Consider the following 12,578-nt stretch of genomic DNA (forward strand, 5'->3'; position numbering starts at 1 on the left):
CATGACGGGGGAGAACGCGGTGCGGCTGCGGCCGCCCAGGAACGCCGTGGCCGAGCGGGCCGTCACCTGGTGGCGGAGCCGGCTCCTGGCGACCACCGCCGTACCGGTGGTGGTCCTCGGCGTCCTCGGCGCCCTCATCGGCCCCGCCCGTTTCTGGCTGCTCGTCGCGGCCGGGACCGTGGCGGCCGTGGGCCTCGCCTGCGCCGCGTTCTTCCCCGCCTGGTGGTTCCGGGTGCACCGCTGGGAGGTCACCGCGGACGCCGTCTACGTCCGTACGGGGGCCTTCTGGCAGGAATGGCGCATCGCGCCGATGTCCCGGATCCAGACCGTCGACACCTCACGCGGCCCGCTTGAGCAGTTCTTCCGGCTCGCCACCGTCACCGTGACGACCGCCTCCTCCAAGGGCGCGATCCGCATCGAGGGCCTCGACCACGAACTGGCCGCCGGCCTCGCCGAGCGGCTGACCGTCATTACCCAGGCCACCCCGGGGGACGCCACATGAGCGTGGACCGGGACGCCGTGGCGGACCGGGACACCGACTGGCTGCTCCTCGATCCCCGTACGGTCCTCGTCCGCGTCGTCCTCTTCGCCGGTGTCCTCGCCGGAGCCGCGCTGCCCGTCGCGTTCGGCCTCGCCGGATCACGACCGCTGTGGCAGGCCTTCGCCTGGGTCGCCGCGGGCGTCGCCGCCGCCCTCGCCGTCGACATCGTCGCCGAGACGGTCCGCTTCCGCCGCACCCGCTACCGGGTCGGCTCCGAGCGGGTCGAACTCCACACCGGACTCCTCGTCGTCCAGCGCCGCTCGCTCGCCCGCGAGCGGATCCGCAGCGCCGACCTCACCGCCAATCCCCTCCATCGCGTCCTCGGACTCGTCAAGGTCCGCATCGGTACCGGCGAGCACACCGGCGGCACCGAGTCCACCCTCGAACTCGACCTGGTCACCCGGGCGGAGGGCGAGCGGCTCCGCCACGAACTCCTCACCCGCGCCGCCGCCACCCCCGAGGACCCGGACCACGACGACACCCTGGCCGTACTCGACCCGCGCTGGATCCGCTTCGCCCCCGTCTCCTTCCTGGCCCCCGCGCTCGGTGGCGCGGCGGCCGGCGCCGTCATGCAGGTCAGCGAGTGGTTCGGCGCCCAGGGGAAGGTCATCGACTGGATAGGGGACCGCTTCCAGGACGTCTCCGTCCCCTGGATGATCCTCGACCTGGTCCTCCTCGCCACCGTCGCCGGCGCCGTCGGCGCCCTCGGCCTCTGGGTCGAGATGTGGTGGAACTACCGCCTGGAGCGCGCCCCGGGAGGCACCCTGCGGGTCTCCCGCGGTCTGCTCACCGCCCGCTCGGTCTCCCTCGAGGAGCGCAGGCTGCGCGGCATCGAACGCGTCGAGCCGCTGGGCGTCCGGATGTGCGGGGCCGCCCGCCTCGACGCCGTCGCCACGGGCCTCGTCAAGGACGACGGCGACAAGCACGGCGACCTCAAGAACCTGTTGCCGGCCGTGGAGCGGGCCGTCGCCGACCGGGTCGCCGCCCAGGTCCTGCGCGAGCCCGAGCCGCCCACCGGGGCGCCCCTGGCCGCCCACCCCCGTGCTGCCCGCACCCGGCGGCTGCGCTGGGCACTGTGGAGCGTCCTCGGGCCCGTCGCGGTCCTCGCCCTCCTCGGGCTCCTCCTCACCCCGGTCCTGCTGTACGTGGCGGCCGGCTGCGCGGTCGTCCTCGTCCCGGTCGCCGTGCTGTTCGCCCTCGACGCGTACCGGGCTCTCGGACACGGTGTCAGCGGCGCCTACCTCGTGACGCGTTCGGGCACGGTCCGGCGCGCCACGGTCGCCCTCCAGCGCTCCGGTGTCATCGGCTGGACCGTGAAGCAGTCGTACTTCCAGCGGCGCGCCGGCGTCCTGACGCTGACCGCCACGACGGCCGCGGGGGCGGGCGCGTACGACATCCTCGACGCCGGGGAGAGCCAGGGCCTGGCCTTCGCCGCCGACGCCGTGCCGGGGCTCCTCGCGCCCTTCCTCGAGCCCGTCCACACGCCGGAGGCCCGGCCCACCAGAAGGTGAACCGGGCCTCAGTGGGCGGGAGTCAGGCCGAAGCCGGCGGATACAGACTCCGCGGCAGCTCCGAGGCCGCCGCCGCGTCGAGCAACCACAAGGTGCGCGAGCGGCCGTAGGCACCGGCCGCCGGGGCCTGCACCTCGCCCGCGCCCGACAGCGCGATGGCCGCCGCCTTCGCCTTGTCCTCACCGGCCGCGAGCAGCCAGACCTCCTTCGCCGCCCGGATCGCCGGAAGCGTCAGCGAGATCCGCAGCGGCGGCGGCTTGGGCGCGCCGTGCACGCCGACCACCGTCCGCTCGGTCTCGCGGACCGCCGGCAGCTCGGGGAAGAGCGAGGCCACATGGGTGTCAGGGCCGACGCCCAGCATCAGGACGTCGAAGGCCGGCACGTCGTCGCGGCCACCCGTGGCGGCCGCGAGCTCCGTCGCGTACGCGGCGGCGGCGGCGTCGACATCACTGCCGTACGGGCCGTCCGAGGCCGGCATGGCGTGCACGCGGGCCGGGTCGAGCGGCACCCGGTCGAGCAGTGCCTCACGGGCCTGGGTGACGTTCCGCTCGGGGTCGCCCTCCGGCAGGAAACGCTCGTCGCCCCACCACAGGTCGAGCCGCGACCAGTCGATCGCGTCCCGCGCGGGCGCCGTACCGAGCGCCGCGAGCAGGCCGTTGCCGTTGCGCCCGCCGGTCAGCACGACCGAGGCGGAGCCGCGGGTGGCCTGGGCGTCGACGATCCGGGTGATCAGCCGGGCCGCGGCCGCCTGCGCCATCAGCTCCTTGTCGCGGTGGACGACCAGCTGAGGGGTGCTCACTTGGCCGCCGCCTTCTTGGCCGCCGGCGCCTTCTTCGCGGTGGGCTTCGCCACCGGCTCGGGCTCGGGACCGGCCTCGGCCGCCTCGGCCTCCGGCTCGGGAGCGGTGACGGCCGCCTCCTCGTCCAGACGCTCGAGACCGAACTTGAGCGCCGTCGCGTACGTGTCGTCCGGGTCGAGCCGGCGCAGCTCCTCGGCGATCAGCTCGGCCGTCTCGCGGCGCTTGAGCGCCACGGCACGGTCCGGCTGCCCCTGGATGCAGAGCGACGCGAGCGAGCCGTCCGGCCGGTCGAGCACGATCGGGCCCGAGCTCGTCTGCATCCGTACGGAGGTGAGACCGGGGCCCGCCGACTTCGAGCGGCGCACCGGGATCTTCAGTCGCTCCGCCAGCCACATGGCGAGCAGTTCGACGCTCGGGTTGAACTCCTCGCCCTCCACCTCGGCGGAGGTCACCTCGCACACGACCTGGTCGAGCGCGGCGGCGAGCATCGAACGCCACGGGGTGATCCGGGTCCACGAGAGGTCCGTGTCGCCCGGGGTGTACGCGTCCGCGCGCGCGGCCAGCTCGTGGATGGGCTGCTCGGCGGCGTACGTGTCGGTCACCCGGCGCTGGGCGAGGGCGCCCAGCGGGTCGTTCGCCGGGTCGGTCGGCGCGTTCACCGGCCACCAGACGACGACGGGGGCGTCCGGGAGGAGCAGCGGGAGCACCACCGACTGGGCGTGGTCGCCGACCTCGCCGTAGAGCCGGAGCACCACCGTCTCCCCGGTGCTGGCGTCGGCGCCGAGGCGGACCTCGGCGTCGAGCCGTGCCTTGGCGCGGTCCCGCGGGGAGCGCGAGACCCGCTTGATGACGACGAGGGTCCGCGAGGGGTGCTCGCGGGACGCCTCGTTCGCGGCCTTCAGCGCGTCGTAGGCGTTCTCCTCGTCGGTGACGATGACGAGGGTGAGCACCATGCCGACGGCCGGCGTGCCGATCGCCCGCCGCCCGAGCACCAGCGCCTTGTTGATCTTGGAGGACGTGGTGTCCGTCAGGTCGGTCTTCATGGCCTGCGCCAGCTCCGTCCGTCTCGTGCGAGCATCTCGTCCGCCTCGACGGGACCCCAGGTCCCGGACTGGTACTGCGCGGGCTTGCCGTGCCTGTCCCAGAACCGCTCGATCGGGTCGAGGATCTTCCAGGACAGCTCGACCTCCTCGACGCGCGGGAAGAGGTTCGAGTCGCCGAGCAGGACGTCGAGGATGAGCCGCTCGTACGCCTCCGGGCTGGACTCCGTGAAGGACTCGCCGTACGCGAAGTCCATCGACACGTCCCGGATCTCCATCTGGGTGCCGGGCACCTTGGAGCCGAACCGCACCGTGACGCCCTCGTCCGGCTGGACCCGGATCACGATGGCGTTGCGGCCGAGCTCCTCGGTCGCGGTGTGGTCGAAGGGGGAGTGCGGGGCGCGCTGGAGGACGACCGCGATCTCCGTGACGCGGCGGCCCAGACGCTTGCCCGTACGGAGGTAGAAGGGGACGCCCGCCCAGCGGCGGTTGTCGATCTCCAGCTTGACGGCCGCGTAGGTGTCGGTCTTCGACTGGGGGTCGATGCCGTCTTCCTGGAGGTAGCCGACGGCCTTCGCGCCGCCCTGCCACCCGGCCGCGTACTGGCCGCGGACCGTGGACGCGCCCAGGTCCTTGGGCAGCTTCACCGCGCCGAGGACCTTGGTCTTCTCGGCGGCCAGCGCGTCGGCGTCGAAGGAGGCGGGCTCCTCCATCGCGGTCAGCGCGAGCAGCTGGAGCAGGTGGTTCTGGATGACGTCACGGGCGGCGCCGATGCCGTCGTAGTAGCCGGCGCGGCCGCCGATGCCGATGTCCTCGGCCATGGTGATCTGCACGTGGTCGACGTACGACCGGTTCCAGATCGGCTCGAAGAGCGTGTTGGCGAAGCGGAGCGCCAGGATGTTCTGGACGGTCTCCTTGCCGAGGTAGTGGTCGATCCGGAAGACCGCCTCGGGCGGGAAGACCTCGTGGACGACCTCGTTGAGCTCCTTGGCGGAGACCAGGTCGTGGCCGAAGGGCTTCTCGATGACCGCGCGGCGCCAGGAACCGTCCTTCTGGTCGGCCAGGCCGTGCTTCTTGAGCTGCTGGACGACGAGCGGGAAGAACTTCGGCGGCACGGACAGGTAGAAGGCGAAGTTGCCGCCGGTGCCCTGCGCCTTGTCCAGCTCCTCGACGGTGGACTTCAGCTTCTCGAAGGCGTCGTCGTCGTCGAAGTCGCCCTGGACGAACCGCATGCCCTGGATGAGCTGCTGCCACACCTCCTCGCGGAAGGGGGTGCGCGCGTGCTGCTTGACGGCTTCGTAGACCTCCTGCGCGAAGTCCTCGTCCGCCCACTCGCGGCGGGCGAAGCCGATGAGCGAGAAGCCCGGCGGCAGCAGGCCGCGGTTGGCCAGGTCGTAGACGGCAGGCATCAGCTTCTTACGGGACAAATCGCCCGTGACGCCGAAGATCACCAGACCCGACGGCCCCGCGATGCGCGGGAGCCGTCGGTCTGCGGCGTCACGGAGCGGGTTGGCTCCGTGGACTGCGCTCAAAGTGCTTACGCCTCCGAAGGTGCGAGGCGCTCGAGCTCCGCCTCGGTGGACTTGAGCAGGTCGTTCCAGGACGCCTCGAACTTGTCGACGCCCTCGTCCTCCAGGAGCTGCACGACGTCGTCGTAGCTGATGCCCAGCTTCTCGACGGCCGCCAGCTCGGCGCGCGACTGGTCGTACGTGCCGCGCACGGTGTCACCGGTGACCTCGCCGTGGTCGGCGGTGGCCTCCAGGGTCCCTTCCGGCATGGTGTTGACCGTGCCGGGGGCGACCAGGTCCACCACGTACAGGGTGTCCTTGTACGCCGGGTCCTTGACGCCGGTCGAGGCCCACAGCGGACGCTGCTTGTTGGCCTGCGCCTTGTCCAGGGCGGCCCAGCGCTCGGAGGAGAAGACCTCCTCGAACGCCTCGTACGCCAGGCGCGCGTTGGCCAGGGCGGCCTTGCCCTTGAGGGCCTTGGCCTCGTCGGTGCCGATGCCGTCCAGGCGCTTGTCGATCTCCGAGTCCACGCGGGACACGAAGAAGGAGGCCACCGAGTGGATCTTCGAGAGGTCCAGGCCGCGCTCCTTGGCCTTCTCCAGGCCCGCCAGGTAGGCGTCCATGACCGCGCGGTAGCGCTCCAGGGAGAAGATCAGCGTGACGTTGACGCTGATGCCGAGGCCGATGACCTCGGTGATCGCCGGCAGACCCGCCTGGGTGGCCGGGATCTTGATGAGCGTGTTGGGGCGGTCCACCAGCCACGCCAGCTGCTTGGCCTCGGCGATGGTGGCGGCCGTCTCGTGGGCGAGACGGGGGTCGACCTCGATGGAGACCCGGCCGTCCTGGCCGTCGGTCGCGTCGAAGACCGGCCGCAGGATGTCGGCGGCGTCACGGACGTCCGCCGTCGTGATCATGCGGATGGCCTCTTCGACGGTCACCTTGCGGGCGGCGAGGTCGGCCAGCTGCTGGTCGTACCCGTGGCCCTCCGAGATGGCCTTCTGGAAGATGGACGGGTTCGTGGTGACACCGACCACGTGGCTCTGGTCGATCAGCTCCGCCAGGTTGCCGGACGTGATCCGCTGGCGCGAGAGGTCGTCGAGCCAGATCGCGACGCCTTCGTCGGAGAGGCGCTTGAGAGCGTCTGTCATGGGAGTTGCATCTCCAATTAAGTCGTACGTATGGACGTCAGCGCGCGGCGGCGTCGATCGATTCCCGCGCGGCGGCGACGATCGCCTCCGGCGTGAACCCGAACTCGCGGAAGAGGACCTTCGCGTCCGCCGAGGCACCGAAGTGCTCGAGCGAGACGATCCGGCCGGCGTCCCCGACGTACCGGTGCCAGGTGAGACCGATACCGGCCTCGACCGCGACCCGTGCCCTGACCGACGGCGGCAGGACGGAGTCCTTGTACGCCTGGTCCTGCTCCTCGAACCACTCCACGGACGGCATCGAGACCACGCGGGTCGGGACACCGGCGGCCTGGAGCTGCTCCCGGGCCTCGACGGCCAGGTGCACCTCGGAGCCGGTCGCGATCAGCACGACCTCCGGCTCGCCGCCCTCGGCGTCGAAGAGCACGTAGCCGCCCTTGACGGTGTCCTCGTTCGGCGCGTACGTCGGCACACCCTGGCGGGTCAGCGCGAGGCCGTGCGGGGCGCCCTTGCCGAAGACCTTGGTGTGGCGCTGCATGATCTCGCGCCAGGCGATCGCCGTCTCGTTGGCGTCGGCCGGCCGGACCACGTTCAGACCCGGGATCGCGCGCAGCGAGGCGAGGTGCTCCACCGGCTGGTGCGTCGGGCCGTCCTCGCCGAGACCGATCGAGTCGTGGGTCCAGACGTACGTCACGGGCAGGTGCATCAGCGCGGAGAGACGCACCGCGTTGCGCATGTAGTCGGAGAACACCAGGAAGGTGCCGCCGTAGACGCGCGTGTTGCCGTGCAGCGCGATGCCGTTCATCTCCGCGGCCATGGAGTGCTCGCGGATGCCGAAGTGGATCGTGCGGCCGTACTTGTCGGCCTCCGGCAGCGGGTTGCCCTCGGGCAGGAACGACGAGTCCTTGTCGATCGTCGTGTTGTTGGAGCCGGCGAGGTCGGCCGAGCCGCCCCACAGCTCCGGGATGACCGCGCCGAGCGCCTTGAGGACCTGGCCCGAGGCGGCACGGGTGGCGACACCCTTGCCCGGCTCGAAGACCGGGAGCTTCTCGGCCCAGCCGGCCGGCAGCTCGTTCGCCTGGATGCGGTCGAACTCGGCGGCGCGCTCCGGGTTGGCCGTACGCCACTCGGCGAGCGACTTCTCCCACGCGGCGCGGGCCTCACGGCCCCGGTCGCCGAGCGAGCGGGTGTGCGCGATGACCTCGTCGGAGACCTCGAAGGTCTGCTCCGGGTCGAAGCCCAGGACGCGCTTGGTGGCCGCGATCTCCTCGTCGCCGAGCGCCGAGCCGTGCGCGGCCTCGGTGTTCTGCGCGTTCGGCGCGGGCCAGGCGATGATCGAGCGCATCGCGATGAACGAAGGACGCTCGGTCTCGGCCTCGGCGGCCTTGATCGCCGCGTACAGCGCGGCCGGGTCCAGGTCGCCGTTGGCCTGCGGCTCGACGCGCTGGACGTGCCAGCCGTACGCCTCGTACCGCTTCATCGTGTCCTCGGACACGGCCGTCTCGGTGTCGCCCTCGATCGAGATGTGGTTGTCGTCCCACAGCAGGATCAGGTTGCCGAGCTTCTGGTGGCCCGCGAGCGAGGACGCCTCCGCGGAGATGCCCTCCTGGAGGCAGCCGTCACCGGCGATCGCGTAGATGCGGTGGTCGAACGGGGAGGTGCCGGTGGCGGCCTCCGGGTCGAACAGACCGCGCTCGTAGCGGGCGGCCATCGCCATGCCCACGGCGTTGGCGACACCCTGGCCCAGCGGGCCCGTGGTCGTCTCGACGGCGGCGGTGTGACCGTACTCCGGGTGCCCGGGGGTCTTCGAGCCCCAGGTGCGGAAGGCCTTCAGGTCGTCGAGCTCGAGCCCGAAGCCACCCAGGTACAGCTGGGTGTAGAGGGTCAGGGACGAGTGGCCGGCGGAGAGGACGAACCGGTCGCGCCCGACCCACTCGGGGTCGGCCGGGTCGTGCCGCATCACCTTCTGGAAGAGGGTGTACGCGGCGGGCGCCAGGCTCATCGCCGTACCGGGATGGCCGTTGCCGACCTTCTGTACGGCGTCCGCGGCCAGGATGCGGGCGGTGTCGACGGCCCGCTGGTCCAACTCGGTCCACTCGAGGTCTGTGGTGGTCGGCTTAGTGCTCACCCTGGGTCAGGGCTCCTCTCCACATGTCTGAAGCCGGTGACTGAGGGTGTACCGGCGGTGTCGAGCCTACCCCCGCCGGACGTCCCTCTTTCCGTGCGCGCGCCCCTCAAATGAGCGGACAGAGCAAGACTGCCGCCGCCCGTGCGAGTTCGCCTCCCGAGGCGTGTCCACCCCTTGGGACGTACCCCCTCAACACGACCCCACCCCCGCGAAGATCGGTGTCTGGGCAACGTCTACAGTGGCGTGGTACGCGCAAGCTTCACCCCGCTTTCATCCGGGGAGCTTGCTGGGAATTTCTCTGTCAGGGGTGTGCGTGACGGCCGTCGAGTCCCGACCCGCAGGGGTCGTCTTGACTCCCAGCCCGGGGGGCCATCGGCCGTTCGGGGCCCGCGTCAAGGCATACGTGGCGCTGACCAAGCCGCGGATCATCGAACTGCTGCTCATCACGACCGTCCCGGTGATGTTCCTCGCCGAGCAGGGCGTGCCCGACCTGTGGCTGGTGCTCGCCACCTGCTTCGGCGGATACCTCTCGGCGGGCGGCGCAAACGCCCTGAACATGTACATCGACCGCGACATCGACGCGCTGATGGACCGCACCTCCCAGCGACCGCTGGTCACCGGCGTGCTGACGCCCCGCGAGGGCCTGGTCTTCGGCCTCGCCCTCGCCGTGGTCTCCACGCTCTGGTTCGGCCTGCTCGTCAACTGGCTGTCCGCCGCCCTCTCGCTCGGCGCGCTCCTCTTCTACGTCGTGGTCTACACGATGATCCTGAAGCGACGGACCGCGCAGAACATCGTCTGGGGCGGCATCGCCGGCTGCCTTCCGGTGCTCATCGGCTGGTCGGCCGTGACGAACTCGATGTCCTGGGCCGCGGTCATCCTCTTCCTCGTCATCTTCTTCTGGACGCCGCCGCACTACTGGCCGCTGTCGATGAAGGTGAAGGACGACTACGCACGCGCGGGCGTGCCGATGCTGCCCGTCCTCGCCTCCAACAAGGTCGTCGCCAAGCAGATCGTCCTCTACAGCTGGGTGATGGTCGCCGTCTCGCTGCTGCTCACCCCGCTGGGCTACACGGGCTGGTTCTACCTGGCCGTGGCGCTGCTCACCGGCGGCTGGTGGCTCTGGGAGGCGCACGCGCTCCTGAACCGCGCGAAGGCGGGCGCGACGGGCGCGAAGCTCAAGGAGATGCGCCTCTTCCACTGGTCCATCACCTATGTCTCGCTGCTCTTCGTGGCGGTCGCGGTGGATCCCTTCCTCCGCTAGCGGTTTCTTGGGCGCCGAGCGGTTTCCGCTCAGATGATCAGCTCCGGTCGACGGCCGGGTCACGTGGGATAGGCCACGTGGCCCGGCCGTCGTCACTCGATCTACGCGTCGGTAGCATCGCTGTCATGGCAGAAACGAAGCACGAAGAGCGCAAGGCGGCCAAGCTCGCCAAGGAGATCCGGGCCTTCGCCAAGGAGCACGGCGGCTCCGAGGGGCACCTCGCGCACATCGGCCAGGCGGGCACCCGGATCGTCCTCGTCGGCACGGACGGTGGCTGGGGCGACCTCGTCGCGCCGACGTACGCGATCGCGCAGCAGGCCGCCGAGAAGGCCGGTCTCACCCTCCACGAGGAGTTCGACGGCGAGATCGCCGCCAAGGTCGCCACCGGACCGTACGAGTGGAGCCGGATGGCCGGTATCCAGATCGGCGGCCCCTCCAACGGCTGAGGCAACAACCTCGCGCGGGGCTCACCCGTTAGGACGTGTGGAGACGCGACACGTCCACACAGGGAGCCCCCCGAGATGATCGACACGCCGAGCCTGGTGGACCAGTACTGCCACGGGGTGCTCCGTACGGAGCTCGGCCTCGGCACCTTCGAGGCCCACCTCGGCGCCCAGCTCGGCGGGAGCTCCGCGCTGCCCGCCGCGGGCACCACCTTCTTCGACACCCAGACCGGCTTCGCCGTGCGCCGCTGGTGCCCGCCGCTCCTCGGTCTCGAGCCGCACTGCCCGCCCGCCCGGTATCTCGCCCGCCGCCGCGAGCTGGGCGTCGACGAGGCGGGCCGCCGGCTGCTCCGCGCCTCCGGGATCGCCACCTACCTGGTCGACACCGGGCTCCCCGGCGATCTGACGGGGCCCGCCGAGCTGGCCGCCGCGGGGGCGGCCGAGGCCCACGAGATCGTCCGCCTCGAACCCCTCGCCGAACAGGTCGCCGACACCTCCGGCACCGTCGAGGGCTTCCTCGCCAACCTCGCCGAGGCCGTCCACGGGGCCGCCGCCGGCGCCGTGGCCTTCGCCTCCGCGGCAGGCGTACGTCAGGGGCTCGCGTACGCGCCGGAGCCGCCGGGTCCCGGGGAGGTGCGCGGGGCGGCGGGGCGCTGGCTCACCGGACGTCCGGCCGGCGGCCGGCTCACCGACCCCGTCCTGCTGCGGCACCTGCTCTGGATCGCGGTCACCGCCGGCCGACCCCTCCAACTGCACACCGGGGACCCGGCCGCGGTCGCCGGTTTCGCCGCCGCCACCGCGGGCCTCGGCGCCGACCTGGTGCTGCTGCACTCCTACCCGTACCACCGCGCCGCCGCGCGGCTGAGCGGCGTCCACCCCCATGTGTACGCGGACCTGGGCCCCGTTCTCGCGCACACGGGGGCGCGGGCGGCGGCCGTTCTCGCCGAGGTCCTGGAGCGGGCTCCGTTCGGCAAGCTGCTGTTCTCCAGCGGCGCCCACGGGCTGCCCGAGCTGCATGTGGTCGCCGCGAGCGTCTTCCGCACCGCGCTCACCCGGGTGCTCGGCGAGTGGGTCATGGACGGCGCCTGGTCCCGTACGGACGCGCAGCGGGTCGCCACGATGATCGCGGGGGACAACGCGCGCCGGGTCTACCGGCTCGCGGGGAGCCGGTAGACCCGGGCGGTCCGGGCCTGTCGGACCGGAAGGTCAGGCCCTCGCAGGCTCCGGCTCCGCCTGGGCCGGGATGGCGGCGGTGGGCGCGGGGCGCTCGCGCATGCTCAGGGCGAGCCGCAGCACCGCGATCCACATCAGCGAGGAGCCGAGCATATGGACCGCGACGAGCAGCTCGGGGACGCCGGTGAAGTACTGGACGTAGCCGATCCCGCCCTGGGCGAGCAGCACGATCAGCAGGTCGCGGGCGCGCGCCCGGGTGTCGACCGGGGCGTCGACCACACGCAGGACCAGCCACATCGCGAGCGCCAGGGCGCAGACGACCCAGGCGGCGATGGCGTGGAGGTGGGCGGCGTCTGTCCAGTCCCACGGCATGCGCGGGACCTCACTGCTGTCACCGGCGTGCTTGCCCGCACCGGTCACCGTCGTGCCGAGCGCGATCAGCAGAGCTGAGGCGATCGAGACCGCCCAGGACAGCTTCCGCACCGGGCGCGGCACACGGGGGCGCGGGGCGGTGTCGCCCTCGGCGGTCCGGTGCCAGGTGATGACCGCGACCGTCAGCAGGGCGTTCGCGGCGAGGAAGTGGCCGGCCACCGTCCACGGGTTGAGGCCCATCCACACCGTGATGCCGCCGAGCACGGCGTTGCTCATCACGATCCAGAACTGCGCCCAGGCCCAGCGGGTCAGGTTCCGGCGCCACGGCTTGGTGGACCGGGCGGCGATGATCGCCCAGCCGACGGCCGCCGACAGGACGTACGTCAGCATCCGGTTGCCGAACTCGATCAGGCCGCGGTAGCCCTGCTCGGGCGTCACGATCAGGCTGTCGTCGGTGCACTTGGGCCAGGTGTCGCAGCCGAGACCGGAACCGGTCAGCCGTACCGCGCCACCCGTGACGATGATGAGGACGCTCATCACGACGGCGGAGAGCGCGGCGCGCCGGAGCGTCCTGGGGGACGGGGTCCAGCGCCTGGCGATGGAGGCGAGGGGGGTCAGCACGGGCCCTATCGTAGGGCGGCGCTTGTGCGCGCTTTC

The 12,578-nt window shown here is 71.9% G+C and carries 11 protein-coding genes; 5 read left to right on the forward strand and 6 right to left on the reverse strand.

The window, feature by feature from the left end; genetic code table 11:
• Position 1: 1 nt before the first annotated feature.
• Positions 2-502: a PH domain-containing protein gene (locus ACFVYX_RS28490; protein ID WP_389684355.1), complete on the forward strand. Its 501-nt coding sequence runs from the start codon at positions 2-4 to the stop codon at positions 500-502.
• On the forward strand, positions 499-2,052 hold the full coding sequence (locus ACFVYX_RS28495; RefSeq protein ID WP_389684356.1) for a PH domain-containing protein: 1,554 nt from the start codon (positions 499-501) through the stop codon (positions 2,050-2,052). The genes ACFVYX_RS28490 and ACFVYX_RS28495 overlap by 4 nt, the downstream gene beginning before the upstream one ends.
• Before the next feature lie 22 nt (positions 2,053-2,074).
• On the opposite strand, the gene pgl is transcribed toward ACFVYX_RS28495, so the two are convergent.
• The 5 genes from pgl to tkt are packed head-to-tail and all read right to left on the reverse strand — an operon-like array spanning position 2,075 to position 8,672.
• Positions 2,075-2,851, reverse strand: a complete 777-nt coding sequence (pgl, locus tag ACFVYX_RS28500; protein ID WP_389684357.1) for a 6-phosphogluconolactonase — start codon at positions 2,849-2,851, stop codon at positions 2,075-2,077.
• A complete protein-coding gene (gene opcA, locus ACFVYX_RS28505) occupies positions 2,848-3,894 on the reverse strand; it encodes a glucose-6-phosphate dehydrogenase assembly protein OpcA (RefSeq protein ID WP_389684358.1) in 1,047 nt (348 codons plus the stop codon). Before opcA ends, pgl begins: the two co-directional genes overlap by 4 nt.
• The gene (gene zwf / locus ACFVYX_RS28510) at positions 3,891-5,423 is read right to left on the reverse strand and encodes a glucose-6-phosphate dehydrogenase (RefSeq protein WP_389684359.1); all 1,533 of its coding nucleotides are present in this window, start codon (positions 5,421-5,423) and stop codon (positions 3,891-3,893) included. The genes opcA and zwf overlap by 4 nt, the downstream gene beginning before the upstream one ends.
• Positions 5,424-5,428: 5 nt before the next feature.
• On the reverse strand, positions 5,429-6,547 hold the full coding sequence (tal, locus tag ACFVYX_RS28515; RefSeq protein ID WP_389684360.1) for a transaldolase: 1,119 nt from the start codon (positions 6,545-6,547) through the stop codon (positions 5,429-5,431).
• 37 nt (positions 6,548-6,584) lie between these two features.
• A complete protein-coding gene (gene tkt, locus ACFVYX_RS28520; RefSeq protein ID WP_389684361.1) occupies positions 6,585-8,672 on the reverse strand; it encodes a transketolase in 2,088 nt (695 codons plus the stop codon).
• Between the two features lie 313 nt (positions 8,673-8,985).
• Here tkt and ACFVYX_RS28525 point away from each other — a divergent pair, with 313 nt between their 5' ends.
• The 3 genes from ACFVYX_RS28525 (at position 8,986) to ACFVYX_RS28535 (ending at position 11,549) form a co-directional block, all read left to right on the forward strand.
• Complete coding sequence (locus ACFVYX_RS28525; protein WP_389684362.1) at positions 8,986-9,933, forward strand: heme o synthase; 948 nt, start codon at positions 8,986-8,988, stop codon at positions 9,931-9,933.
• Between the two features lie 125 nt (positions 9,934-10,058).
• On the forward strand, positions 10,059-10,379 hold the full coding sequence (locus ACFVYX_RS28530; protein ID WP_389684363.1) for a hypothetical protein: 321 nt from the start codon (positions 10,059-10,061) through the stop codon (positions 10,377-10,379).
• A gap of 75 nt (positions 10,380-10,454) precedes the next feature.
• Positions 10,455-11,549, forward strand: coding sequence for an amidohydrolase family protein (locus ACFVYX_RS28535; protein WP_389684364.1), 1,095 nt, complete (start codon positions 10,455-10,457; stop codon positions 11,547-11,549).
• Between the two features lie 33 nt (positions 11,550-11,582).
• Here ACFVYX_RS28535 and ACFVYX_RS28540 read toward each other — a convergent pair whose 3' ends face one another.
• Positions 11,583-12,542, reverse strand: a complete 960-nt coding sequence (locus ACFVYX_RS28540) for a heme A synthase (protein WP_389684365.1) — start codon at positions 12,540-12,542, stop codon at positions 11,583-11,585.
• Positions 12,543-12,578: the final 36 nt, after the last annotated feature.

The organism is Streptomyces sp. NPDC058326, from assembly GCF_042879855.1.
Classification (GTDB): Bacteria; Actinomycetota; Actinomycetes; order Streptomycetales; family Streptomycetaceae; genus Streptomyces.

Coding starts and splice junctions, on each gene's coding strand:
- ACFVYX_RS28490 (WP_389684355.1), top strand. CDS start 2: ATGACGGGGGAGAACGCGGTGCGGCTGCGGCCGCCCAGGAACGCCGTG.
- ACFVYX_RS28495 (WP_389684356.1), top strand. CDS start 499: ATGAGCGTGGACCGGGACGCCGTGGCGGACCGGGACACCGACTGGCTG.
- opcA (WP_389684358.1), bottom strand. CDS start 3,894: ATGAAGACCGACCTGACGGACACCACGTCCTCCAAGATCAACAAGGCG.
- tal (WP_389684360.1), bottom strand. CDS start 6,547: ATGACAGACGCTCTCAAGCGCCTCTCCGACGAAGGCGTCGCGATCTGG.
- ACFVYX_RS28530 (WP_389684363.1), top strand. CDS start 10,059: ATGGCAGAAACGAAGCACGAAGAGCGCAAGGCGGCCAAGCTCGCCAAG.
- ACFVYX_RS28535 (WP_389684364.1), top strand. CDS start 10,455: ATGATCGACACGCCGAGCCTGGTGGACCAGTACTGCCACGGGGTGCTC.